Source organism: Paenibacillus puerhi, from assembly GCF_009846885.1.
GTDB classification, from domain to species: domain Bacteria; phylum Bacillota; class Bacilli; order Paenibacillales; family NBRC-103111; genus Paenibacillus_G; species Paenibacillus_G puerhi.
Genome location: NZ_WUWM01000009.1, coordinates 83,627 through 108,941, shown reverse-complemented (window position 1 = coordinate 108,941; position 25,315 = coordinate 83,627). Strand labels below are relative to the sequence as shown.

26 protein-coding genes and 1 pseudogene are annotated in these 25,315 nt (G+C 52.4%); 7 read left to right on the top strand and 20 right to left on the bottom strand.

Features of this window, described 5'->3' with window-relative positions:
• Positions 1–43: 43 nt before the first annotated feature.
• The 10 genes and pseudogenes from GSF01_RS10205 to GSF01_RS10160 all read right to left on the bottom strand — a co-directional run bounded on the left by GSF01_RS10205 (position 44) and on the right by GSF01_RS10160 (position 10,308).
• Positions 44–919, bottom strand: a complete 876-nt coding sequence (locus GSF01_RS10205; protein ID WP_235941391.1) for a type II secretion system F family protein — start codon at positions 917–919, stop codon at positions 44–46.
• 4 nt (positions 920–923) lie between these two features.
• A complete protein-coding gene (locus GSF01_RS10200) occupies positions 924–1,766 on the bottom strand; it encodes a type II secretion system F family protein (RefSeq protein WP_159883528.1) in 843 nt (280 codons plus the stop codon).
• 26 nt (positions 1,767–1,792) lie between these two features.
• Positions 1,793–3,034, bottom strand: a complete 1,242-nt coding sequence (locus GSF01_RS10195) for a CpaF family protein (RefSeq protein WP_159883526.1) — start codon at positions 3,032–3,034, stop codon at positions 1,793–1,795.
• The gene (locus GSF01_RS10190) at positions 3,031–4,149 is read right to left on the bottom strand and encodes a P-loop NTPase family protein (protein ID WP_159883524.1); all 1,119 of its coding nucleotides are present in this window, start codon (positions 4,147–4,149) and stop codon (positions 3,031–3,033) included. The genes GSF01_RS10195 and GSF01_RS10190 overlap by 4 nt, the downstream gene beginning before the upstream one ends.
• A gap of 215 nt (positions 4,150–4,364) precedes the next feature.
• Positions 4,365–5,111 (bottom strand): annotated as a pseudogene (locus tag GSF01_RS10185) (copper amine oxidase N-terminal domain-containing protein); the annotation flags it as partial.
• Between the two features lie 15 nt (positions 5,112–5,126).
• Complete coding sequence (locus tag GSF01_RS10180; RefSeq protein WP_159883520.1) at positions 5,127–5,885, bottom strand: leucine-rich repeat domain-containing protein; 759 nt, start codon at positions 5,883–5,885, stop codon at positions 5,127–5,129.
• A gap of 181 nt (positions 5,886–6,066) precedes the next feature.
• Entirely contained in the window at positions 6,067–6,693 is a 627-nt protein-coding gene (locus tag GSF01_RS10175; RefSeq protein ID WP_159883518.1) for a LysE family translocator, read from the bottom strand.
• 237 nt (positions 6,694–6,930) lie between these two features.
• The gene (locus GSF01_RS10170; protein WP_159883516.1) at positions 6,931–8,352 is read right to left on the bottom strand and encodes an MDR family MFS transporter; all 1,422 of its coding nucleotides are present in this window, start codon (positions 8,350–8,352) and stop codon (positions 6,931–6,933) included.
• Complete coding sequence (locus GSF01_RS10165) at positions 8,310–9,899, bottom strand: stalk domain-containing protein (protein ID WP_159883514.1); 1,590 nt, start codon at positions 9,897–9,899, stop codon at positions 8,310–8,312. Before GSF01_RS10165 ends, GSF01_RS10170 begins: the two co-directional genes overlap by 43 nt.
• A gap of 187 nt (positions 9,900–10,086) precedes the next feature.
• A complete protein-coding gene (locus tag GSF01_RS10160; protein ID WP_235941390.1) occupies positions 10,087–10,308 on the bottom strand; it encodes a helix-hairpin-helix domain-containing protein in 222 nt (73 codons plus the stop codon).
• A 228-nt stretch (positions 10,309–10,536) separates the two neighbouring features.
• Between GSF01_RS10160 and GSF01_RS10155 the strand changes: the two genes are divergently transcribed.
• Entirely contained in the window at positions 10,537–11,790 is a 1,254-nt protein-coding gene (locus tag GSF01_RS10155; protein WP_159883510.1) for a DNA polymerase IV, read from the top strand.
• Positions 11,787–12,281, top strand: coding sequence for a hypothetical protein (locus GSF01_RS10150; RefSeq protein ID WP_159883508.1), 495 nt, complete (start codon positions 11,787–11,789; stop codon positions 12,279–12,281). Before GSF01_RS10155 ends, GSF01_RS10150 begins: the two co-directional genes overlap by 4 nt.
• A gap of 77 nt (positions 12,282–12,358) precedes the next feature.
• Here the strand turns inward: GSF01_RS10150 and GSF01_RS10145 are convergent, their stop codons facing one another.
• On the bottom strand, positions 12,359–13,081 hold the full coding sequence (locus GSF01_RS10145) for a TetR/AcrR family transcriptional regulator (protein ID WP_159883506.1): 723 nt from the start codon (positions 13,079–13,081) through the stop codon (positions 12,359–12,361).
• A 112-nt stretch (positions 13,082–13,193) separates the two neighbouring features.
• Complete coding sequence (locus tag GSF01_RS10140) at positions 13,194–14,129, bottom strand: alpha/beta fold hydrolase (RefSeq protein ID WP_159883504.1); 936 nt, start codon at positions 14,127–14,129, stop codon at positions 13,194–13,196.
• A gap of 354 nt (positions 14,130–14,483) precedes the next feature.
• On the opposite strand from GSF01_RS10140, the gene GSF01_RS10135 reads away from it, so the two are divergent.
• Both GSF01_RS10135 and GSF01_RS10130 read left to right on the top strand, forming a co-directional pair.
• The gene (locus GSF01_RS10135; protein WP_159883502.1) at positions 14,484–15,017 is read left to right on the top strand and encodes a hypothetical protein; all 534 of its coding nucleotides are present in this window, start codon (positions 14,484–14,486) and stop codon (positions 15,015–15,017) included.
• A gap of 424 nt (positions 15,018–15,441) precedes the next feature.
• Positions 15,442–16,086 carry a hypothetical protein gene (locus tag GSF01_RS10130; RefSeq protein ID WP_159883500.1) on the top strand — a complete coding sequence of 215 codons (645 nt, stop codon included), beginning with the start codon at positions 15,442–15,444 and terminating at the stop codon, positions 16,084–16,086.
• A gap of 69 nt (positions 16,087–16,155) precedes the next feature.
• Here the strand turns inward: GSF01_RS10130 and GSF01_RS29615 are convergent, their stop codons facing one another.
• From GSF01_RS29615 to GSF01_RS10095, 7 genes are all read right to left on the bottom strand, one after another.
• Positions 16,156–16,458, bottom strand: a complete 303-nt coding sequence (locus GSF01_RS29615; RefSeq protein ID WP_235941388.1) for a hypothetical protein — start codon at positions 16,456–16,458, stop codon at positions 16,156–16,158.
• A gap of 115 nt (positions 16,459–16,573) precedes the next feature.
• Positions 16,574–17,194 carry a class I SAM-dependent methyltransferase gene (locus GSF01_RS10120; protein WP_159883499.1) on the bottom strand — a complete coding sequence of 207 codons (621 nt, stop codon included), beginning with the start codon at positions 17,192–17,194 and terminating at the stop codon, positions 16,574–16,576.
• Positions 17,195–17,228: 34 nt separating this feature from the next.
• The gene (locus tag GSF01_RS10115; RefSeq protein WP_159883497.1) at positions 17,229–18,263 is read right to left on the bottom strand and encodes an SAM-dependent methyltransferase; all 1,035 of its coding nucleotides are present in this window, start codon (positions 18,261–18,263) and stop codon (positions 17,229–17,231) included.
• The gene (locus GSF01_RS10110) at positions 18,260–19,063 is read right to left on the bottom strand and encodes an ABC transporter ATP-binding protein (protein WP_235941387.1); all 804 of its coding nucleotides are present in this window, start codon (positions 19,061–19,063) and stop codon (positions 18,260–18,262) included. Before GSF01_RS10110 ends, GSF01_RS10115 begins: the two co-directional genes overlap by 4 nt.
• 12 nt (positions 19,064–19,075) lie before the next feature.
• On the bottom strand, positions 19,076–19,444 hold the full coding sequence (locus GSF01_RS10105; RefSeq protein WP_159883495.1) for a cyclic-phosphate processing receiver domain-containing protein: 369 nt from the start codon (positions 19,442–19,444) through the stop codon (positions 19,076–19,078).
• Positions 19,419–20,294, bottom strand: a complete 876-nt coding sequence (locus tag GSF01_RS10100) for a deoxyribonuclease IV (protein WP_159883493.1) — start codon at positions 20,292–20,294, stop codon at positions 19,419–19,421. The genes GSF01_RS10105 and GSF01_RS10100 overlap by 26 nt, the downstream gene beginning before the upstream one ends.
• A gap of 18 nt (positions 20,295–20,312) precedes the next feature.
• Entirely contained in the window at positions 20,313–21,122 is an 810-nt protein-coding gene (locus GSF01_RS10095; protein ID WP_159883491.1) for an Fpg/Nei family DNA glycosylase, read from the bottom strand.
• A 186-nt stretch (positions 21,123–21,308) separates the two neighbouring features.
• On the opposite strand from GSF01_RS10095, the gene GSF01_RS10090 reads away from it, so the two are divergent.
• Together GSF01_RS10090 and GSF01_RS10085 are read left to right on the top strand one after the other, a co-directional pair.
• Positions 21,309–21,908 carry a TetR/AcrR family transcriptional regulator gene (locus GSF01_RS10090; protein ID WP_159883489.1) on the top strand — a complete coding sequence of 200 codons (600 nt, stop codon included), beginning with the start codon at positions 21,309–21,311 and terminating at the stop codon, positions 21,906–21,908.
• A 65-nt stretch (positions 21,909–21,973) separates the two neighbouring features.
• Positions 21,974–23,182, top strand: coding sequence for an MFS transporter (locus GSF01_RS10085; RefSeq protein ID WP_159883487.1), 1,209 nt, complete (start codon positions 21,974–21,976; stop codon positions 23,180–23,182).
• Between the two features lie 137 nt (positions 23,183–23,319).
• Here the strand turns inward: GSF01_RS10085 and GSF01_RS10080 are convergent, their stop codons facing one another.
• Entirely contained in the window at positions 23,320–23,781 is a 462-nt protein-coding gene (locus tag GSF01_RS10080; RefSeq protein WP_159883485.1) for a phage tail protein, read from the bottom strand.
• Between the two features lie 319 nt (positions 23,782–24,100).
• Between GSF01_RS10080 and GSF01_RS10075 the strand changes: the two genes are divergently transcribed.
• Positions 24,101–25,219, top strand: coding sequence for an RCC1 domain-containing protein (locus GSF01_RS10075; RefSeq protein WP_235941403.1), 1,119 nt, complete (start codon positions 24,101–24,103; stop codon positions 25,217–25,219).
• The last annotated feature ends 96 nt before the right edge of the window (positions 25,220–25,315 follow it).

Sequence of the window (25,315 nt, the reverse complement as noted above, 5' to 3'; positions counted from 1 at the left end):
AAATTCAAGCTTTGTCCTGCTGGACTAACACTCGGCTAGCCTGCTAGCCTGCCATCATCAGAGCCGGGACGGACACAATCACCATGACAACAAAAAAGATCAATACCATCGGGAATACCAGCTTCGAGGAAGCTTCTTCGCCGAGCGTCTTGGCCAGCGCCTTGCGCTTGTCCCATAGGGTCATCGACAGCTCGCGCAGCGATACGAGCATTTCATCGCCTCCGCGCCTGTAATTGAGCAGAAGCGTTGTCGTAAACAGGGTCGTCTCCTGCATCGCGCACCGCTTGCTGAACTCCTCCATCGATTTGGCGAACGAAGCATTCATCCGGAGCGCGCCTGCCGTCTCGCTCAGCTCCTGACGGAGCGGATTGGAAGAGCCGCTGCTATGTTCCGCGATCCTGATAATCGCCTGCTGTACCGTTTCCCCGGCCCCAACAAGCAGCATCAGCTGATTCAAGGCCTCAGGCAGCTCGATCAGCATCTCCCGCTTCTTGCGCAGCAGCTTCGCTTGCTCCTGCTTGTACAGAACGAACGGCGCGGCTGCCGCGCATACAACGCCATACACGAGCATCTCGGGCTCGTCGTCCATAAGTGCGCCTAGCGCGATGAAGAAGGCGAGGCTTGCGTACATGGACAGCAAGGCACGCACCGTGAACCAGCGCGTTCGTGCCAGCGCCTGCCTCGCCCCATGCAAACCAGCCATAATCTGGTGCACCTTGTGCAGCGGCTCGCTCAACCTGTCGGAGAGACGCAGCCTTTCCATAGCGGCGAGCGCGGCTGCCGCTAACCAATACAGCGCATCTCCTTTCCGCAAGCGCCAATGCTCCTCCAGCCAGGACGCATACGCTTGATGCGATTTTGTCGCCGCCGCCGGAATAGCCGCCGCCTGCAGGAGCAGCAAAAAGAGCATCCATGGCATCCCCTCACACCCTTATGTTCATAATTCGCCTTATCCAGACGGTACTCAGCCCTAGCACTGCCAAGGCCGCCGTCATGACTACACGCCCGCTTCCTTCATACAACGGCTCCATATAATCCGGTGCAGTCCAGGCCATCATCGCCACGAACGCAACGGGCGCTGCGGACAAAAGCTTAGCCTCAAATTTTTTCTGAGCCAGCGTAACAGACAAGTCCTGCTCGATATCCAGCTTTTCCTGAATCAGCATAGAGGTTCTCCGGACCACCTGAACCAGGCTGCCGCCCGTCCGTTTGCAGATGACGAATACGTCGGTGAATTGGCCGATTTCATCCAGCCCGGCACGCTGTGCAAAGCCAAGCAGCGCCGATTCGATGCTTTCCCCGTTATCCAGCCGCCGATTGACGATCTCCAGCTCCCGGATGATCATGGTCGACGAATCCGGATAAAGGAGATGCAGATCTTGCATCGCGTCGCGAAAGGCAGTTTCAATCGATTTCCCTGCACCGAGCGAGGTGGAGACGGCGGACAACAGCTGCTTGAACTGAATTTTAAGCTGGGCTTTTCGGCGCGTTAGCAAGTGCTTCCGCAGCATAGCAGGAAAAAGCAGCCCACCGAATGCGAAGAGCGCCACCGCAACGGGATGCCGATAAAACACCCAGGCTAGCGCCCCGCACAACAAGGCACCTGCACAGACCGCCAATCCCTGCTGACGTGCACTTAGCTCCAACTGTTCGTAGTCTGTCAGCCGTGCAAAAGGCTTGTTATCGCTTAGGCCCGTTTTTTTGGTAAAAGGCAAAGACCTCCAGCTCACAGCTTCACTCAAATCCAGCCAACGCTTGGCCTTCATGCGCAGGCCTCCCCCATAATGATCTATCATCCGCTTGCCAGACCAAGGCCGACGGCAAGCTTGTCCCTAGCAAGCGGCTCCTGGCCTACAGCTTCCAGGCATCCGATCACGCGGCCGTCCGGAGCTTCCCCTCGCTCCACGAACCGATAGATCGGCTGCAGCCTTACCTCACCTCCTTCCATGCCCAGTACTTCGCTGATCTCCGTCACACGGCGGCTCCGGTCTCGCAGCCGCTGGAGATGCACCATCACATCGAGGGCCGAGGCCATCTGCTTGCGTACCACATCCAGCGGCAAAGACGCTCCGCTCAGCACCATCGTCTCCAGCCGGCTCAGCATATCCGCCGTGGAATTTGCATGCCCCGTCGATAAGCTCCCCTCATGTCCAGTATTCATAGCCTGCAGCATATCCAACGCCTCGGCCCCGCGCACCTCGCCGACAATGATCCGGTTAGGCCGCATCCGTAGCGAGGCGCGAATCAGCTCGCGGATCGGGATTTCCCCCCGCCCTTCCGTGTTGGCGTTGCGCGTCTCCAGCCGGACCACATTCGGCACGCCGCGGATCTGAAGCTCGGCCGAATCCTCGATCGTAATAATCCGTTCATCCGCCGGGATATGCTGGGACAACGCATTGAGAAAGGTCGTCTTGCCCGAACCAGTACCCCCGCTGATGAAAATATTGTACTTTTCCTTTACCAGACGAATCAGGAAAGCGGCGGCTTCCGGGGTCAGCGCCTGCCGGCGCTGCAAATCCTCCAGCGTCATCGGGTCGGCAGGAAACTTGCGGATCGTCATGGTCGGTCCGTCCAGTGCGATCGGCGGAAGCACGACATGCACACGCGACCCGTCGGGAAGTCTGGCGTCCACGACCGGGCTCGATTCGTTGACGATGCGGTTGACCCGGCCTACGACGGCCTGGATCGTATCCTCCAGCTTCTCCCTGCTTTCGAAGGCGATTCCCGTCTCTACCACGCTTCCGTTTTTCTCCACAAAGATCCGGTCATGCGAATTAATCATGATCTCGGTAATCTCCGAATCATCCACCAGCGGCTGGATCACATCGAGCCCGCGAAAAGAGTGAAAAATATCCCGGACAAGCAGCTTCTTTCTCCCTGCGGTCATATAACTGCGCGATGAGCGGTCAAATACCTCCGCTTCAATCAGATCGAGTAACTGCTCATCCGACAGGCTGCTGCCATAGTCGATCTGATCCTGAACGACCCGCTTGAGCTCGGCGCGGAGCTCAAGCCATTGCTGCTCCTCCTTCAACTCCGGCCACCTCCGCGTACCAGAGCAGCCGCATCATCGGCAAAACCGCGCACCAGCATGCCCTCGACGCAGGCCACGCTTTTCCATTCCGGGACGTACGGCAGCTGGCCGCTGACCTCAATCGAATACGCGCGGAAGTCATTCAGACGTTGCCCGGTATTCCGGTTATGCAGGAAACGCACCTTCTCCAGCAGCTGCCGGGCCTCTTCCCCGTTGCGCTTGCGCTGGCCAGCGATCCAATCGCTCGTTTTCCTGAGCTGGACGCAGTCATCCGCTACCGGCCATAGCACCAAATCCGCCTGACGAAGCAGCTCAAGCACAACGGGGGAATCGGACGAATCGGAATCGACAATGATCCGGTCGTACAGCCCCGATTGCCTGGCGGCTAATAGCAGTTCGCCGATGTCCGCAGGCTCCATATCGGTCCACTCGTCAGGCTCGCAGAATGGACGAATACAATCGAAGCGCCACTGCGGATGGCGCTGCTTGGCCTGCTCCAGCTTGGCGGTCAGCAGCTCCGGTCTCGACTTTGCATAATACAGCAGCCTGGAGAAGGGATCATCGGGTTCCTCCCTGTGACCGAGGCTGTCGTACCAGGCATACGATGGCAAGCGCTCCAGCGAGAAGCACAGCACCTGCTCACCGAGAGCGGCTAGCTGGGCGGACAAGTGAATGGCCGTCACTGTTTTCCCGCTGCCTCCTGCCGCGGCATACACAGCAGTCACCTGGGTCCCCTTGGCGCTGCCGATTAGCGGCTCTCCTGCGCTAAACTCGTTATAATGCGAGGCCGCCGAGGCCAGCAGCGTATTCAGCGGCTGGTACTTGAACACAATCGGATATTCCACGAGGCCCCCCATCCGCTCTGTTTCACTTACAATTAAGATGCAGCCGGCTCTTAATCCGAAAGCTTCATCAGGCAGCGGGAGCCAAGATTCATGCACAAGGGCGATCAAAGGCTCCCTCGCCTCCGCCAGAAAGGAGCAGCCCTCCTCGCGGCTGGTGAACCGCTGTAAGTCGAATCGCTGAGCATACTCGGATGACCGCAGGTAAACGGACAGCATATCGCCAAAATATTCGTCGGTATCCAGCAGTGCCAGCTGCAGCCGATTCATCATCGCTTTCCCTCCTTGTTTTCACTTGAGACGCAAAAAAAGCACGCGCTGCCGAGACAAAATGTCCCGGACAACGGTGCTTCCGTTGACCTCGCTATGAAACCTTATGAAATGGATTATATATCAAAGTTTTCCAGAGTTCAAGAGCCGTTTTTGAAAAATGGTGAATTCGGAGCTGCTTGACGGCACCGTACCCGGTTTGCCGCTGGCATTCAGGATTACGGCTGCTTAAATGTCATGGTGGTGAGTATATCTTGGAAATCATTAATCGATTCTTTATATGTATCCTCATACGAATTATTCATAATTTCATAGAAATGACTTTCCGTTTCGAAAAAGATCGAAGTCACGATACGCTTCGTCCAATCGCTGTCATCGACATAGGTCAATTGAAGAGCGTTGCGGTCAAATACCTTCATTTTTTTCTCCTCGATAATCGCTTCTCTTGTGATCACCCTGTCATCCCTGTTCTGCTTCACGTACTCGGCTAATGTCGTTCCCTTCCATTTTCCGCTTTTTGAGTCCTCGTGTATCAACAAATAAGTGTGGTTGAAGTACTTGATCGCGAGCAGCAGCTCCGGAGGCGCTTCCGGGTAGCTGACAGGATCCCACTTGCCGTAGGCCGTAAAATGGAATTCGCCGTCTTTAGTCTTAAATTCTCGCTTGGTCTGAATGATCGCCGAGCGGCTTGCGTCCATCCATTCAACTTTGGCATCAATCGATTCCGATACAAAGCGCAGCGGCACGAATGTGTTGTTGTTAAGGAGAGTCGGAGCGACCGGAAGCTCTAGCATCTTGCCGTTTACTTCCGCCACGGGGTTATCCAATTGAAGCACTAATCGCGTCCCCTCTTTCTCGCCGGTAATCGTCCTCGTTTCCGCATTCCATCTAATCTCAATACCTAATTGTTCAAAAAGCGGCCTGAATGGCACAAGCACCGTTCCATTCGCTATAAAAGGCGCTTCGTCAAACGAAACGCTTTAAGCGTCCAGCAGTACTCGGATCGAATCATTCTTTTTTCCAGTCGCTGCCTCAGAAGCTTTAATCGTAACGCCTTTATTTTTCAAGCGTTCCATAACGGATGCAGCCTGTTCGTTCAGCGGGTTTCCTTCCAGCATCACCGTTTTTAATTTCGGCAGCTCGAGCAGAACGTCAATGTTGGAAATTTGGTTATGCTCCAGAAACAGGTTTTCCAGCGTTGGGATATCCCTCAGCGGAGTAATATCCTCCAACTGATTGTTATTGATAACTAGCCAACGAAGTGGCAGTTCCTTCAGCGGGGCAACATCTTTGATCCGGTTGTTTCCGATCAGCAGATCGGTTAGACTGTGGAGATTCGATAACGGTTCGATGCTTTCAATCTGATTCTCGCTGATGACGAGCCTGGATAAACTTGTTAACTGACGAAGCGGTTCCACATCCGCAATCTCGTTCCCGTTTATGCCAAGAAAACCGACTTGGGTTAACCCGGCGAGCGGCCCGATATGGGAGATGCCCAAATTCGGCAGAAAAAGCTCTGTTACGTTGACAGCATGCTGAAGCCCTTCAAGACTCTCTATCTTTTGAGACGAATCTTTAGGAAACAGTGAAGTCAGCTTCAGCATATCGGCTTGGTCCAACGGCCGGCCGTAAAGCTTCAGCTCGGCCCGAATTGCCGCTTCAAGATTAGCATCCTTGATCACGACCTCAGCCGCCGAGACCATTCCGGGCAGCGCAAGCAGCATTGCTATAAGAAACAATAATAGTAAAACGATGCCTGTCATTTAACAACGTTAGGACACTCCTTTATTTCGCATGTTTAACAGATCATACTATATCACTTCCTAATTCCTCAACTTTCTCAGCCAAGACCGTCATCATCCGGCGCGCTAGCAAGTTCCTTCCCAGCATAGCGTCCGATCAAGCCCCCTCCTATTTCCATCACCGACTCTCTACGGCCACCTTCAACCCAAGACTAATATAAATAGCCCCTACGGCCTTACCGCTCCAACGGCTTATCCAAGAGACCCGTTTGATGAATCCCGCGAGTAGACGGACACTCATCGCGATACCGGTCGTGTACAGGATACTCAGCAGTACAAAGATCAGACCGAGTGTCAAAATTTGAAGGAAAGAGTCCCCCCGCTCCGGATGCACAAACTGCGGCAAAAACGCCAGAAAGAAAAGAGCTGTTTTCGGATTTAAAACTTCAATGAAGATGGCTTGCCAATAAGCGCTTGAAGTCGTTGCCGGAGAAGGCTTCGCCGCTTGAGGCGCTGCGGGCTTTTCCAACATCGCGCGAATTCCTAAGTAAAGCAAGTAGGCCGCTCCTGCATATTTGACAAAATTGAAGGCAAGGGCAGACGTCATCAGGATGGCCGAAAGTCCGGCTGCTGAACATAGGGTATGAATCAAATCGCCGGTCGCGATCCCCGCGCCTGCAAGGACTCCCGCTTTACGCCCGCCTTGTATCGTACGAGTAGCTGTAAGAAGAACAGCCGGCCCTGGTATCAAGAACAAGCCAAGTACGACGACTACGAACGTCAACAAGGTAGAAAAATCAAACAATGGTTCCCCCTCCAAATTGCTGTATGTGTTCATGTCATTTTAACATTAAAAAGGAATACGGTCATTCCAGGTACATCTCATTCGAGCGGCGGCTCTGGCGATCCATTTCCGTCCATCCATATAAAACAGCGGCATTCTAAACAATTTAGTCCGCCGCTGTTTCATTTATTGGATCGGTCTATACTTATTTTACGAAGGGCCGCTCTTACGGACAACCATCCGTTCTACCATGCACGTTCAAGCCCCTTGCTTCACATGGCTAGCTTTCGGAACTAATCTCGCATTCCCCATCAAGAAGCAGGCAATCAGAGCGATCAGGACAAAGCCGAGCCCAACCAGGAAGACACTATTCAAGGCATGGCTCAGCACCACTCTGGAATCGGCTTCGCTTCCGCCTGCAGCCATTCGCTGCGTTAGCAAACTGCCAAGCACGCTGACTCCGATCGTTCCTCCGATAGACCGGAAAAATTGAGAGGAAGAGGTAGCGACACCCCGGATTCCAGGCCCCACTGCACTTTGTGCAGCAGTGCCGACTACCGGATACAGCGCCCCCATGCCTAGGCCCGTAATGATCATGTACAAGACCAACTGCAGCGCAGTCGTATCAACCGTCATCCCACCGAGCAGCCCCAATCCGATTGCCATTAGAGCCATGCTGGGAACGAGAATGGCCCGGTACGAAACCTTGCTCATCAACCTTCCGCCTATTGTCGTAGTCACAACTACGGACAGCATGAGCGGTATCAGGATGTAACCGGCGTAGGTAGGGCTCACCCCCATCACGTCCTGGGCAAAAAGAGGAATGAACGCAATCGCACCAAACATTCCGGCGCTCATAAAAAATCCGGCAATGTTTCCGAAAGCAATGACGCGGATCTTAAATAGATGAAGCGGCAGCATCGGTTCTTTCGCCTTCGTCTCGATCCGTATGAACAAAGCAAGAAAGAGAGCGCTTAGACTGAACAAGGCGATTATGGTTGGTGAGTCTCCGGTTAGAACCAGCGCCAGTAAAAGAGAGACGATCGAGATGCTGAACGCGACAACACCGGCCCAATCGATGGACCGTCTCGCATAGCGCTTGCTTTCATTCCAAGCAGCAGCCATAAGGTAGATGGCGGGAATACCGATCGGGAGGTTTATGAAAAAAATCCAGCCCCAGCCTAAGTGTTCGGAGATCATTCCGCCGAGTGCCGGCCCGAGAATGCTGGAGATCGAGAACACGGCGCTGAACAAGCCCATGAACTTCCCTCTTGATTCCGGCGGGTACAGATCCCCGACTATGGTAAAGGTAATCGGCATCAATGCCCCGGCTCCCAATCCCTGAATTCCTCTGAAGACAATCAATTGCGTCATGCTTCCTGCGAATCCGCATAGAACGGACCCTGCCAGGAAGAGGGATAAGCCAATTAAGTAGACGTTCCTGCGTCCGAATAAATCCGCCAGCTTCCCGTAAACCGGGATAGCGGTCGTCGAAGCTAACATATAGATGGTGAACACCCAGCTGTATAAGGACAATCCATCCAATTGTTTGATGATAGTCGGCATAGCCGTGGATACGATAGTCTGATCTATAGAGGCTAAGATCAATCCCATTAATAGGCTGATGGTGATGTATTTTACTTTTGGTTGTTGCTTTGGATCATTAAGTTCGTTTGACATATAGCTGAACGCTTCCTCTCCTTTGATTGCCGGCCCGCGCGGAAGCAGCAACAACAATATACCGGGAAGTCACTGTCCCCGAAAAAACGCGATTGATTGTATTCGGCAAATATGTTGCCGGTGCCGTCTTTTATATCATAATAGGTGGTCCAATCATCACTTGTTGCACTTTGACTTGGTTCCAGCTGATAGCCGTACCGGTCAACCAGCCTCTTAAATTGCTCCACACCGCCCAGGTGGGTTTCCTGCACGTTCGCTTCTCTCGCCTTTTCCGCTTTAAGCTTGGCTTTTTCCGCAGCTCTTGCTTCTTCCATCGGGTCCTCGGCTTCACCTAGTTCGACATCGATCAGCGCAACGCGCTCCGCCGCATCCCAATCTACCTTAGCACCGATCGATTCGCTGATAAAACGCAACGGCACAAAAGCAGTTTCATTGTATAAAAAAGGAGGCTGCTCCAAATGAACTTCCTGACCGTTCACGTAAGCGGTATTACTGTCGATGGTCAGCTTTACTGAAGTATCCTGCTTTGCAATGGCAATCGTTTTTATTTCATCGTCCCAATCTACCTTGGAATGCAAGCGTTCAAATACCGCCCGCAGCGGGACATAGGTGCTGCCATCCTTCATCATCGGCTTTTGACCGGTAATTGGCGCGAATTTGCCGTTGATCTTCACGCTGACTTCCTGCGGACCATTGCCCCCGGCTGGTTTCGGCTTTGTTCTGAAGGTTGAGTTGAAGCTGTGGTTTGACTCATAAGAGATCTCTACCGTATAAAGTTCATCATAGGCTAATTCATAAACAGGATAAATAAAGAAATCTATGCCTCTTTTCTCATAATAATAAGGAATCTTGCTTCCCTTACTATCCGTAACCGTTACTTCAAATGGATCGAAATTTCGTACAGATTGAACGGAAATAATATAGCCCGATTTGGCGATCCCAAATTGCTCCAACGGATTCGGGTTCTCTGCTCCGTAGAAGCCAATGTCTACACCTGTCTGCCCATCATAGGGATAAAACACAATTTCATCTTCACCCTTGTTCTGAGAAGACATATTAAGCACAGCCGTGTTATTGACAATCCCGATGCCAAACTCATCTGCAAACGGACTAGTTAACGGCGATCGATGATAGGCTGTATTGAGCCAGGAATCGATTGCGCCCTTCGCTCCGTTTCCGGAATAAGAGATGACCTCTGACACGGAACCTGAGTATCCGGCAGCCTTTGCCCGGTCGGTAGGGCCGTTACCGGTAAAACCAGGCATGCCTTCCGTCTCGTTATGCGCGTCTAAGCCTTGTCCCGCCGTACGATTATCGACCACATATTTGGCGTGATTTTCCGCCGCTTTTGTTATTTGCGGGTTCAGCTTCACTTTCTGTAAGCCCAGGTTTTCCCGAAGCTCGTTCAAATACCGCAGCGCTTCCAACTGGTAATCCTTATAAGTCTGTTCCCCTTCTGAGGCTTGTCCGGCAGCCGCCGCCGACAACTCCCAGCCTCCTCCCCATGCAAGCACCAGAACGATAAATAAGATTACGTACCTTTTCATTCTCATTCCCCCATACTCTATTTTTATCGTAAAAAAAACGCCCTGCAAAGGCGCTATAACAGCACTATACAACAATCGGGATAGAAATAGAATAGCGGAGACGGGAGACCTACCCGCGACCTTACGAGGATGAACCTACGCTATCGCCACCTGAGCTGCAGCGCATATTCACTCTATTTCTTGAACATTAAGGCCTGTCGGCAAACGACTGCCCCTTTGCGGCAAGGGCCCGCCGAATCAATTCTATCGCTTTAGGTCCTACCCCATGCAGCTTAAGAAGCTCGGCCTCCGTCAGTCGGGTAAACTGCTCAAGCCGCAAGTACCCCGCCTGAGTGAATGCGCGAAGCGCTGGTTTGCCTACGTTCGGCAGGTCGCATTCCACGTCATGATGATGCTTAACATCTCCCACTGTCCAAGCCCTCCTCATCTATTCATTTTTCATGATGGGAACTTCATAAGTAGAAGTATACACCTATTTTCCCCTAAAATCCGTTCTTGCTCCATCCCGGTATTTTAATTACCCTTATGTGCCTTCCCAATTATTTTCCTTGTCAAATTATTTCTGTTGTATAAAGCTCACTTGTTCGGATATAATAGCAACAAACAGAACGTTTGTTCCCATCCAGGAGTGAAGCGCATGGAGCGTGTGATTTTGCTGGCGGACTGCCAATCCTTTTACGCAAGTGTCGAAAAGGCCGCTCGCCCCGAACTTGTCCATCAGCCGGTTGCCGTCGCAGGCGATCCAGCCCGCCGTTCGGGTATTATTTTGGCCGCCTGTCCCATTGCCAAGCAGCGAGGCGTAACGACGGCGGAAACCTTGGGCGAAGCGCTGGGCAAGTGCCCGGAGCTGGTCGTTATTCGTCCGCGCATGCAAACCTATATCGAGGTTTCCTTGCTGATTACCGGCATCTTCGAGTCCTTCACCGACCTTGTCGAGCCGTTCTCCATCGACGAGCAATTTATGGACGTAACAGGCAGCATAGGGTATTTTGGCTCCCCTGTCCAGATCGCCAAGCATATCCAGGCCAAGATTCTTCTGTCCACAGGCGTCTGGAGCCGCGTGGGGATCGGGGATTCCAAAGTTCTGGCCAAAACGGCTTGCGATAACTTTGCCAAGAAAACAGCCGAAGGCATCTTTAGTCTGCCCCGCGCCGACATCTCCAAGCAGCTGTGGCCGCTGCCTATCGAAAAAATGTACGGGGTCGCGCGGCGAATGACCCAACACTTCCGCTGGATGGGCATTGATCGCATTGGCGACCTGGCGCAGATGCCTTTGCCGGATCTCAAATATAAACTCCGTAAGCGAATGGGCAAAAACAGCGACATCCAGGCCGAGCTGTTCTGGCAAACGGCAAACGGCATCGACCCTTCGCCGGTTACGCCGCAGACGCATAACGAACAAAAGGCGATAGGCCACGGCATGACGCTGCCGCGCGACTATGCCCGAGCGGACGAGATCAACGTCGTGCTCCTCGAGCTATCGGAGGAAGTAGGAAGACGCGCACGGAAGAAAGGCTACATGGGCCGCGTCATCCACGTCGGATGCTCCGGCACGGACTTCGATCATCCTACCGGCTTCAGCCGGCAGACGACATTGCCCGAGGCCACCGATATCACATTCGATATCTATGGCGCGGTGAAACGCCTGTTTTACCGGCACTGGGACGGCCTCCCGGTCCGCAGGCTTGGAGTGACGTTAACGGGGTTAAGCAAAGGGGCAACGTACCAGCTCTCCTTGTTTGAGGACAAAGAAAGGCTGCGCAGGCTGGAACGCTCTACGGATGAGATCAAACGTCGATTCGGCAGTGCATCCCTGCTGCGGGCCTCCTCGCTGCTGACTGCAGGCCAAGCGCGTGAGCGAAGCATAAAAATTGGAGGACACTACAGATGAGTATAAAGCTAACGGGAAACGGACGATGGGAAGCAAGCCGCATGATGCTGCCGGAACACAAGGAGACCTTAGTCGAGCGCAGCGCCCCCAAGCCCGAAGATGCACCCACACCGAAAGTACCGACTTATGAGGAGCTGGAGCTTATTCGGGACGCTGTCCTGCTGCCTTTTATGCTAACCATCGTGGAGGATAACAGTAAGGACCTGCTGCTGCTTACCTCTCCGCTCAAAAAGCTGTACGTCATGGCGGCCCATGTCTTGCTGGATCATCTGCACAAAGAGCTGGTTCACGTGAACAAAGAGCTGCGCGCGCGGAAAATCAAAGTATTCCGGGACGACCGGGAGGATCATGATCTCCACTTCCGCTATATCTACCGCGGCTATGAAGACCGATTCGTCATCACCCGCGATGTAGCCAAGGCGACGATCGGCATGAAGATCGCCCAGCGGATTCGGATCATCGGCAGCGCCTTGCAGACGGGAATGTCGTGAGCTTGCTCTAGATTTATTCAACTTTATGGAAGCAACTCGTTCAGAGTCCCTTCTCGCGGCGGACGTTTCACTGTACCCTATGGCAAAGCATCTAATCCGTTAATGATACAATCTAGCCCGAAATCAAAATTGAACGCTTCTTCATCCTCAAGCACTCCTTCGCTTAATGCGCGACTAAATAAGGGGTGTGAGTTCTTAGTGACATAATGTTGTAACCAGGCTATAGAAGCATTCGGCGCTTCAGACATCCAATCCTCGTTCTGTCGGGCAAGATTAGCCATATTACGAGAATGACCGTCGATCATTAATGCGATATCGAGCCGCTGCTGTAATGGGTAACCTGTCGGCTCCAGTCCCGCAAGCACAGCTTCTATCCATTGCAGATGATTAGGCGTGGTCGGAAGGCCGGGCAGCGGAGCGTCAAGTAACCAGGGATGAGCTTTATATCGCTCAAATAACTCTCTCCCCCACGTCCGCAGCATCTCCCGCCATGAAGCGGCTGCCCGTATGGAGTCAGATGGAGGTCCGAGCGCCGTGTCAACCATGAGAATCAGTAACTCTTCGCGTGAGAGAATGTGTCTATATATGGCCATCGTCGTAACCCCGAGATGCTTAGCAAGATTTCGAATCGATAAACCCACTAACCCATCGCGATCTGCCAATTCTATCGCGGACTTGACAACCACATACGTATTCAGTCGTTTTGACAAAGAGGCGGAGGCAGGCTTCGTGTCCTGCAACTTCCAAGCAAGCTTGGCATAATGCGGGATAACTGCATCATCATTAGATCTATCCGTCATCGTTTTGCCCTAATTTCAGCACTTTGTACTACAATTGACATAGGATCACCTGTATTTTTGATTACCATCATCATACATCATTCAAGGATCAGGGGCAAAAGAGCGGTCGTTATTAATTGTTAGCGCTAAAAAATGCAGACAGACGATGGGCCACTTCTTTGGGTTGGCCACTGTTGTCCGGACCAAAGTGATCTAATCCATTAATTGTGACGGTTTCTACCGAAGGGATGCTTTCGGATAATGCAGGAATAATTTTCCCAAAAGTCTTTTCGGTTTTACTGCCTCCTATTAGAAGCACATCGGCAGAGATTTGTCTGTAGTTTTGGTGTGTATCGTTTAACTTTGCAGATTCCAAATGCTCTCTAATCGAGGTCAGCATGAGGTCGTACTTTTGCTGCCGTTCGTTCTTCTTGATCATCAGGGGCAAAATAAACTTGAGGAGCCAATCCGGCGCCTTAGCACTATCGGGGTTAAATCCCTTGACGAATTTAACAAATGCATTCAGGTGCTTGCCTTCCGCCATGTACTTCTGCGCAGATGCCACCCAATCCGTCGGGACAGAGCCATGAATAGAAACTCCCGGTTCGTAGGCGGCTACCCTTGTGAACTTGTCATTGTTTCGTGCAGCCTCAAGCGCAACAAATCCGCCAAAACTGTGCCCTACCAAATAATGTGCCCCTGTTTGTTCCTGCAGAGCCAGTACATCCTCACGTTCTTTAATAATGCTATAATCTTCATTCTGCGGATCACTATGACCGCGACCCCTTCGTTCAAGAACATTAACCGTGTAATGCTGGGAGAGCTCGCGGGCTAGATAACTGTAATCGCCCGCTACTGATAAGGTTCCGGGAATTACAATCACATTAGGACCTGTACCAACCGATTTATAAGCGATTGTCGCACCATCTGCAGATGTAAACGTCCGTTCTATATAAGCCTGATGTTGAATTGGGGGACTTGTTCTGGAAGCCAGGATAACGTAGACGATGGTACCGAAAATGATTATAAAAATAAGAATCAAGCTAATAAGAATAATTAGTTTCGACATGTTCTTCTCTCCCTTAAGCAATTGATCTCAATCAAAATGTGTACAGTGTACACATTATCACCTTACATAATATATTGTCAAGAATCTAAGGGAGTAGATTCGGGGCGCTGTCCTGCTGCCTTTTAAGCTAACCATCGTGGAAGATAACAGTAACGAACTGCCTGCTGATGCTCACCTCTCCGCTCCAAGAGCTGTACGTCATAATGACCCATGCGGCATGAAGATAGCCCAGCGGATTCGGATCATCGGCAGTGCCTTGCAGACGGGAACGTCGTGAGCTTATTTTAGATGCATCAAACTTTATGGAAGTTCAACTCGTTAGTAACATAAACATACTTTCATGAGGTGAGTTTTATGAGAATGATTGTCTATCATCTGAGCATTCTGGCGCTCCTAGCGGGTTCAGGCTGCGAGGAATCCGGTACAGGGATACACCCGTCTCTACCAGCCCATACAGCCCAGCAACCAGCTGTCCCCCTGATTGATTCCAAAAATACGGAGGAAGAGATCGTGGGCCAACTGCTCGATATGGAACAAAAAAGCCTAGCCATTCTGGCTAAATATGACCTGTTTCAACCCGTCACCGAGGCGGACAAAGCACAATTAATCCAAGCTCTCGAGAAGTTTTATACAAGCGAGCAAGCTCAAATTCAGTTTGATTATCAATATAAAAAGAACGAAGCTGGCTACATCCGGGTCCCCATCGACTACATCTCAATCAGACATGTCAAGCGGGATATCCATATTGAACAGAACATCGGGCCCGACTGGACGATCCTAACCATTACAGGCGAGGATGAGCATCAAAACCCGTATGCGTTTGAGTACATCTTCGATAAAGAGCTCACCCACATACAAGGTATTCAAGCGACCCTCTCCCCTAACTAGGCCGTGACAGGATCAGGTAGCCGAAAGCACCCCTCAAGTTGGAGCCACTAGGCAAGCACCGTATCGGTGGTCTTGCCTTTGATGCGTGCCTTTTCCGGGGAGCAGCCGGATGATCCCTGTATCTTACGCCCATCTCCCCACGGAAGCTCTCTCCAAACACCCCTATTTCCAAACCATGACCCTGCCTCATTAAACCGAATATCATATATTATCTATAAAATATATTATTTTTTATATTTGTAAATATTTACAAAATATTAACTTTGGTTTATAGTAATATCAGTATCGCAAATAAAGATAGTTTAAGAGAGGAGTGATCGCTACAGAGAAAGGCTTGAGTTCGTTTCTGTCACAGGAAGCTGCAGCTCTAGTAACTCGGCGGCCATCAGGGCCCCCAAAAATCCAGAATGGAGTGTGATCATTGATGAAAAAATTAGTTACCATGTTTATTTCACTCGTTGCTGTATTTTCCATGGCTACTAGCGCATTTGCCGTAACCGGAGAAGGGGCCGTGCGAGTGGCGACCACTTCGAGCTACTACGGGATTTCCGGCTATCTTACTATACCAAGCAACGTCTATGTCTCTAACGATGGAAGCTTTATTGCCTTTTACCTGGGACTGGCCAACACCTGCGAGGGGGGAATCTCCTACAAGCCCTCGACCGGATGGAATAAATTTTTGAATTGTGGAAGCGCTTCCGGATCGAATGCTACTGCCCCTCTCACCAACCAGCCTACCGCCGGAACCCAGATCAATCTTAAGCTCGTTAACAACTTGGACAACACGGCCTCGCTGTATATCAATGGCGTAGAAGCCTACACGCTTCCAGCAGCTACGAAGGGCGCACTCGTTGGGCCTACCATTGTGAAGACCGTACACAGTACGCTGGACAATCAAGATAAGAATAAATACTCTAACGCCGCATTTTCCTCGCTGCAAGTGAAGAACGCTGCCGGTTCTTATGTGGCATTTCCTAGCGCCGTATCCGTAACTTATCCTTGGGGGATTGGCGAGTACACGGTGCACAGCACCAACCCGCTCAAAACCTCTCTGGCTCCAGGGCTCTAGGACAGCCGAAAAAAGAGTGCTCTTTCCCACCGGAAAGGGCACTCTGTTTCTAAGCATTCTCCATCCTCGCTACAGCCTATTCAGCGCCCGCCGCTCGGCCTGCGGCCTGCAGGCGTCGCAAACCCCGATAACCTGGCCCGTTTCGCTAGCATAGAAAGCAAGACGTGCGCTCTTCTTTTTGCAGAAGGAACAGGTCTTCTTGTCTGCCTTGCCTTTACCGGACTTGCCGGACCTGGACTTGTACAGACTCATCTTAATGACCTTGCTGGCCTCAGCCTTGTCCCTGACCTTGCCCCCGATCTTAAACAATGCCCAAGCCAGTATAAGCGCCCCGATGATTCCGCCGATCGTCCATATCGCAGTCAAGCTCATCCCCATAGCCCCCAAGCTCCCCTCCGCTTCAAAATAGCTTCGCCGATTCAGCCGCCTAGCTCCCTGCTGTCTTGCGAATCAGATCCTGGCGGCAAGGGCATGTGCCTTCAAGCCTTCAATCCCGCACGGCCGCCACGGTCCAGGCCACCTTCGGTCTGTCGTAGCGCGGCATAAGACCTTCCTCCAGCGTCCTCACCCGCCACTCGCTGAACAGTGCTTCCAGCTGATCCCGTTCAAAAAAACGCTTCAGTCTGCCGTCCCGTTCATACAGCCCAGGCTCCAGCTCCGTTCCCTCTCCGGCTCCAAACTCGGTATCGCGAATCGAGTTAACCCGGCAGAGCAGCCAGCCGCCGGGCTGCAGAACCCGCCTGATCTCGGCGATGACCCGCTGGGTATCGGCCCAGGGAAAGTAATGCAGGCACAGATCGGCCACGACCACAGGGGCCGATCCATCCTCGAAGGGCAGCGGGTCCAGAAGGTCCAGCTGGCGTGCGGTCACATCGGGAAGCCGCTCCGCGACACGCCTCAGCGCTTCCGCAGAAAGATCGCAGGCGATAACGGGAATGCCCCGCTCGGTCATATACAGCGAATTATTCCCGGCCCCGCAGCCCAGATCGAGCACAGGCCGTCCATCTCCGGCTCGAAGCTCGTCGAGGTAGGGCTCCAGCCACAGATCATACTGCAGCCCGTCTGCGGATTTGCCGGCAAAAATCTCGTCCCAATACGTCTGCGACATGGATCATCAGCTCCTCCTTCCTCTCCAACCGGTTCTAGGACTTCAAGAAAAACAGCGTAAGCTCGTCCCTGTTGTGAAACAGCTGCTTCGCCTTCTGCAGCGTAAACGCGCCGGACAAGTCCTCCTCTACCTCGCGGATCGACTGGAATGCCTTCTTATGCATCAGCTTGACCGTAATGATCGCCGTCCCACCCGATTGCAAGGCTTCCGCGAGCTGCAGCACGAGCTTAGCCATCTGGCGGTGGCTCCAGCTCATATCACAGACGAGCAGGTCGAACTTGCCTGGCTCGAACTTCACTTCATCCGCTTTTTTGGCCAAATAGGTCAATCGCGGATGCCCCAGCAGAGACGGGTCCAGCTTGGCCGGATCTACGGCCGTCACAGCAAGGCCCCGCTCCAGCAGCAGGCTCGTCCAGCCGCCCGGAGCCGCGCCGATGTCAAGCGCTTGCCGGTAGCTGTGAAAATCAAGACCGAAGGCCAGCTCCGCTTCAAGCAGCTTGAACTTGGCCCGGGACACCTGTCCCTCCTCCTTCCGAAAGCGAACCGCGCCGCCCGACCAGTCGGATATATTTTGCTCCGGTCGGGTTATCCCGGCATAGAGCCGGCCGCGGGTCATATATACGGACAAGATCCAATCAGACTCGCGCACGACCGGCCTCAAGCCGTACTCCTGCTCCAGCAGCACATCCAGCTCCGCCTTCAGCGAAGACGGCGCAGGCAGCTGGGACTCCCCTTCGGGCTTGCGAATTTGCACGGCGATGCTGGAGCCCAGGCCCAGCGCCGCCCGCTCTTGTTCGATCAGACCGCAGACCGCGCCGATCGCTTCCTCGGACGTGCCCGTCCATTCCTTCTCGGCATCCGCCGGAAACAGATGCCTCAGGAAAATAGGCTCCTGCCGCTGGATAGCCGCGATCGTCTCCTCGCGATTCAGCGGCGACTGGAACCAGAACGTCTCGCCGGGAGCCAGCCACCCGAAGCGGACGGCAGGGCCGAGCAGCCGCTTCAGCTCCTCTTGAGCCTGCTGGGCAAACCCGCGATTGGAGGTACCTACCCATACGCGCCCGCTCATCCGAGCACCTTGATCCAGGGGCGGTCTCCGAACCATTCGATGCGGAGCGGGACCTGGAACGCTTTCATCAGATTTTCCTCCGTCACCACATCCCGCTTCTCTCCGCAGGCGATGACCTTGCCCTCTTCCACCAGCAGCACATGCGTGAACATCGGGACAATTTCCTCCAAGTGATGCGTCACATAGATGACCGTCATCGACTGCTCGCCGAGCGTATTGATATTTTCCAATAAACGCTCGCGCTCAAACAGATCCAGCCCCGCGCAGGGCTCGTCCATAATCAGAACCGAGGGCTCCGTCATCAGCGAGCGCGCCAGCATAGCCTTCTTCCGCTCGCCTTGAGACAGCGTGCCGAGCGGCTGATCCGCCATATGAAGCAGTCCTACCTCATGCAGCTTGTCGAGCGACTTCTCCCGGATCCCCTTGGGGATGGCCTCGTAGAACCGGAGAAAGCCGAATTCCCCGGTAGCCACCACTTCCCATACCGGATCCGCCGGATTCAGCTTCTCATACAGCGATTGGCTGATATAGCCGATCCGCTTGCGTACCTCGCGCACGTCGCACTGCCCGTAGGTATTGTCCAACACGCGAACCTGTCCGCTGGACGGAAATTGATACCCGTTCATCAGCTCCAGGAGCGTCGTCTTCCCGGAGCCGTTGCGCCCGAGAATGACCCAATGCTCGCCCGCTTGGATGCGGAACCCCACGTCGGCTAAAATATGCCTGCCCTCACGGATAAAATGAATGTCCTCCAGCGAAACAATCTCCGCTGTCTGTGTAACTTCCATACTTGCTGTCATCTGCAACCACACCTACTCTTCAGCTTCTTGAATGTATGTTCTTCTCGCTTGTCCGGATCTTTCGGCCAATATCTCATCGGGAACAGGTCCCGCGTAAAGCTTCGTATGGGCTGGCTTATGCTCGTACAACGCTTCATACATCATCCTGCGCCCGCTGTCGCTCGACGTGTGCAAATAAATCCGGTCGGGAAAGGTCCCCGAAGCGATGATGCCGCGAACGACATCCATCCCATTCGGTCCTCCCCAGCCCAGGTCGTAGTCGAGCGACAAGATATCGATGCTGCATTCGCTCAGCATCAGCAAGCATTCCTCCGCGCTTCTCGCGAGGACAAAGCCCTCCGGACAAGGACGAACATCATCCAGATACACATTCATTTTCATGACCCCGGCTCATCTCCCGAATATACTGTATTTCGGACTCATGCGTCGATCCCCGGGAGACCGGCGTCTCCAGCACGACCGGAAGGCCGCTTTTCGCGCGCAGCGACTGGGAGGCGAGCATTCGGGCGAATCGTTCCTCGCCCATCGTTCCCCGGCCAATACCCGCGTGCCGGTCTTTGCAGCCCCCGCGCGGATAGACCGAGTCATTCAGGTGAATCGCGTGCAGCGCCGGCCAGTAACCGGTACGCTCCATCTCCTGCTGCAATCGGTCCCAGCCGTCCGCCTGGCCGGCAGGCCATAACCCTGAAGCAAAGGCGTGGCAGGTATCGAAGCAGAAGCCGACCAGCTCCGGCCGCTCGCACAGCTTCCTCACTTGTACGAGCTCCTCCAGAGTCGTGCCCATCGCACTGCCCTCTCCCGCCTGATTCTCAATCAGCAGCAAAGTGCTGCCAGAATAGCCTGCGAGCGCTTCATTTATACATTGTATAATATTTTTATAGCCTTGTAACGGGTCTTTTCCCTTGTACTTGCCAAAATGAACGATGATCCCTGCCGAACCGCAGGCATCCGCTATAGCCAGATCATTGCGCAGCGAAGCAACGGTCGCCTCCCGAAGGTCTCCCGGCTCTACCGCCGGATTCGTAGGATATGGCGTATGGGCGATCGAACGGATGCCTTGCTCGCGGCAATACTCCGCGCAGGCCCGGGCATCCGCGGGGATAGGCAGCTTCACGGACAAGCTGCGCGGATTTTTGGGAAAGTACTGAAAAGCATCGGCGCCGAGCCGGGCCGCCGTCCGAGCCGCCTCCAGATAGCCGCGGCGGATGCTGATATGACAGCCGAACTTCATCTCTCCCTCGCCTCCTTGTTAAGATTGGCACCTCAAGCAATAGAATGATTTCTTGGAGGATACCTCGCTGCGGACGAGAGGAGCCCCGCAGCGCACACAGGGCTCCCCTTCCCGGTCGTATACGCGGCAGCGGCTGTCGAAGCCGCCTGTCAGCCTGTCGCCGGGATACAAAGGAAGCTCCATATAGCCCCCGAAGCTCGTAGCCTCCTCCAATACGCGGAGCATAGAGTCATATAGACGGTTCATCTCCTCCCCGCTGAGCGAGCCCGGCTTCCGTGCCGGCAGCAAGCTGGCATCGAAACAGATCTCATCGCTGTAGCAGTTGCCAATCCCAGCCAGGAAGCTTTGGTCGACCAGGCTGCTCTTCAGGGTCCCTTTGCGGCGTGCCAGCCGTTCTCGAAATACGGCCTGCGTAAGCGCCGGATCGAAAGGCTCCGGCCCCAGCTTGGCGAACAGCCGGACCAGCTGCTCAGGCTCGAGGACGTGCAGATACCCTAGCCGTAGGCCGATAAAGTACAGCTGCGCATCCCCGAACGAGATCTGCACCTGCACCGTCCGCTCGGGCTTATCCGCGAGGGTTCCGTAGCAGATGATCCCTCCGAGCATCAGATGCAGCACCAGGATCTCGCCCGACTCCAGCGCGAAGAGCAGATGCTTCGCCCGTCTGTCGATGCGCCGGATGGCTTGGCCGCTCAGCAGCCGGTCGAACCGTTCCGGCTCCAGGTTGATCGACTTCTCCCGGAGCACTTCTGTTCCGGTTATTCGTTTATTAATAACCAGGCCTCCTAAGAGCCGCCGGTAGTTTTCCATTTCGGGCAGTTCAGGCATAGCATTCTCCTTGGACTTGTTTTGTAGAGTCTTCCTGGGTATGCCCGAATCCGCGCTCAGCTATACGCGCAAGCTAATTATATTTTGCAAATCCTTTATTCATGCTTTATAATACTGAATAAACGTTCAGTATCTTAGGCGGATTTTTTCTATGGAATGGGTCAGCCGGAAAGCGGTGAAGCATGAGTGAATAAAAAGAAACAGCAAACCGAGCAAACGAAGAAGAAGATAGCCGATGCAGCAAGAACATTATTTGCTCAAAAAGGCTATAAAGCCACATCCATTGAAGACATTGTGAATGCGGCCGGTTGCAGCGCCGGTAACATATATTATCATTTCAAGAACAAGGAAGGGCTATTTTTATACTTGCTTGAAGATTGGAACAGGGAATGGGATCAAACCTGGCTGGCGAAGGAAAAGCTATACCCTACTACAGTAGATAAGTTATTTGGCATGGCCGAATATTTAGCGCTCGATCAACTGAGTCATCCGCTGACGAAGGCATCGGATGAGTTTTTCAACAACTCAGAAAAAGCTCCCGATGTGGAGGAACGAATCAACAACATGGTCAAAGGGTATATTGACTTTAATCAGCAGCTGCTCCAGAAAGGAATTGATAACCAGGAATTCGAAATCGCGGATGTTTCCAGTCTCGCCATTATTTTGGACAGTCTGCTGTTTGGGTTAAATCTACATACCCGGAGAATGGAACGGGAGGAAACGCTGGCGGCGTATCGGCTCGCTATGAGGGTTTTTCTGCATGGCATTGCCAAGCCGGCCCGCTAGTTCTTTTTTTTTTGCAATTATCCTGAATAAATATTCAGTAATCTTTGATAGTGGAGGAAGTAAGAATGGCATTATTAACCAAACAACGGGGAGCTTTACTGATTCTCATGTTCAATCTGCTCCTAGTCTTCTCGGGCATCGGCCTTGTCATCCCCATTATGCCCAAGTTCATGGAGAGTCTGGGCATTACTGGGGGGACTATCGGCCTGCTGGTTGCCGCTTTTTCGCTAACGCAGCTTCTTTGTTCGCCGTTGGCTGGCCGCTTGGCCGATTCATTCGGAAGAAAAAGAATGATTGTCATCGGTATGATTGTGTTCGCCTTCTCTGAGGGGCTGTTTGGGCTAGCCCATTCATCGGCCTTGCTCTTTGCTTCGCGGTTGATGGGCGGGATCAGTGCCGCCATGATTATGCCGGCCGTTATGGCTTATGCAGCGGATATTACGACACCGGAAGAACGCGCGGTAGGGATGGGGTATATTACAGCAGCCATTACAACAGGCTTTATTATTGGACCGGGCATTGGCGGGTATATTGCCGAGTTCGGGATCCGCGTACCCTTTTATGCCGCGGCGGCTGCGGGGATGATCTCTGCATGTATTACTTTGACTGTCCTTCGGGAATCGCTTCCGTCACAAGAAAGGTCTGCTGATACTCCGCCTGACGAAGCTCAACGGAGAGGTCTGCTTTCGCAATTGAGATTCGCCTATAAAGAGCCTTATTTTTTAAGCTTGATTATCGTTTTTGTGATGTCGTTCGGGCTTGCGAATTTCGAAACGGTCTTTGGACTTTTTGTAGATCAAAAATTTGGGTTCGGGCCCAAGGATATCGCCTTTATCATAACATTCGGGTCCATAGCCGGCGCGGTAGTTCAGGTTACGGCCTTCAGCTGGATATTGAAGCGTTTCGGGGAGCAGCGCGTCATCTCGCTTTGTCTGCTCTTTGCGGGTTTGTTTATTCTGCTGACGCTTTTCGTTCACCGGTTCTGGTTGATCTTTGCCGTTACCTTCATTGTATTTTTGGCAATCGATATTTTGCGACCGGCTATCAGCACGCAAATGTCCATGGTCGCTAAGGATCAGCAGGGCTATGTCGCCGGGCTGAACTCTGCCTTTACCAGTCTTGGCAATATTGCAGGGCCGATTGCAGCTGGATTTTTATTCGACTGGGATGTCAACTATCCGTACACACTCGCTTGCCTAGTCTTATTCATGTGCTTCGTGTTATCGGTCAGAGGAAAAAAGCGCAGTTTGCCGGATGCCCACGCGTCCTCCTGAGCAGCTTCGGTTCAGAGTACTGTATGCTCTGAGCCTATGCCGCTGCCCGTATTATCCGATAGGCTCGATGCCAGACACCATGCTTGCTTTGCCGTGTGCCTGGCTCAAGTTCCCTCATTGATGTCCTTCGGCTTGCTTTAATATTCTCCTTTAATTACAAAAAACGAGCCCCGAATGGTTCCGGCTAGTTTAGACTTCTGCCTAGCAAACTTGAACTTCCCTTCAAGCTCCTCTGGTACTTCCATCCCCTCGGAAAGCTTAAAACCAACGGCCCGTTTCTTAGGATCATCCACCGTATACATGACATTGAGCCCCAGACCATCCTCATAAAAGACGTAAGTAAATTGGATATTTTCCACTTGAAAACGCGACGTCTCCAAAGGCTTGGCCGCAAACGCAATATCGCGTTCTTTCAAAATGCGGTTCACATAATCAAGACTCTCCTGACTTTCGCTAGCAGGCACGACCGTAAATTCATGCTTGTATTTGTTCATAAAATAGCGGGCTTCATTAGCACGTAAACCAGCAAGCGCTTCTGCTACAGGCGAAGACTCTAAACCAACCGTAGACACATTTTTAAAATCAACGATATACGCCATGTCCACCCCTCCTATCCCCTCATTATTCCCTAACCGGTATGAATAACACCCCATAAATACCCGACAACTATTCGACGTTGTAACCTCAAAACCCTCTATTTCGAGAATCCTTGCTCGACTCTCTCCACCCTTCCATTTATAAAATAGTGAGAATTCTTAGAAGCCTGAAACAATTTCCTTATTCTTCCGTCTAATTAATTGGATATTAAAGAAAAAAATTGGGAGAGTGAATTTATTGAGAGTCCATACTCACCAAGGTACATGGGCGAAATTTCGATGGTCCGTTCTACTCGCTGCAGGACTATCCCTAGTGTTGTCCGTGCCAACATGGGCTGCACCTAAGGCCGACGTAAAGCCTGCCGTTATCGCTTACGATGAACACAGCGTTGCCCGATCATCGGACGGCTCGACATGGTATTGGGGAGGAATAGCCGATGTCATTAAAGGCAAGTTTACACTCCGTGATAACACGCCAAAGCTTATGCCGACCTTAAAGGATGCAGTAGACATTCAAGCCTTCCGAAATAAGCATATCATTTTGAAAGAAAATGGCGAGGTTTGGGAGTGGGAGCCGAGCTTCAGGATGACTTCCGAAGTAATTCATGAAGTCGTTACCGAATTTCCAGAGCCGAAACGGATCGAAGAGTTGTCCAACATTACAAAAATTTCGGCCGGCAGTATTTTCTCCGCAATAGACAAAGACGGATCGGTTTGGGTATGGCATCCTTTGGTATACTACAATGGGATTCACAAGCTTGAGAATATAACGGATGCCAAGGATGTTTCATGGAACGGCGATGCCGAGGTCCATATCTTGAGGGAAGATGGAACGGTATGGAAATGGGCGGCTTATAGCGAGGACCTCAAATTCGTCCCAGCGGATAAACAATATAGAACTCATAAGTTTGAAGAAAACAATAAGTATGCCGTTCGCAATATTGAAGTAAACCCGAGTTATTCCGCTCTTAAGATTGAGGGTTTAGAAGATATCGTGGCCTTATCAAAAGGTAGCGGGAAACAAAATTTTGCCATTGGAAAAGACGGCAGCGTCTGGGGATGGGGAGAGAACCTCCGAGGTAAACTGGGACTTCCAGAAGAGAAAGAATTCGTAGATCGACCCGTAAAGATTACAGGATTATCCGATGTTTCTTCGATTGTTACATCTATGTTTAGTACGCTAATTCTGAAAAAGGATGGAACTCTCTGGGTCTTGGGATATAATGTAGGCGACCATTATTTAGAATTTAAGAATGGACATGAATTAAGACGTATTGATGGATTGGAAAAGGTTACCTCAATAACATTGGGGGCTAGCCATGCCGTAGCGATTACGGAAGACGGTAAGCTATGGGCGTGGGGAAAAAATGATGCCGGACAGCTAGGGAATGCGAGCTTTAAAGACAGCATGACTCCCATCCTCGTTAAAAAACTCCAATGAACGGGTAGCTCCCGGCATACGGCTCCTTAGCTCTTGCAGCAACCACCCACAACCGCTGAAATTGTGGATGGTTGCTTTGTTCCCCTAAATAGGGTA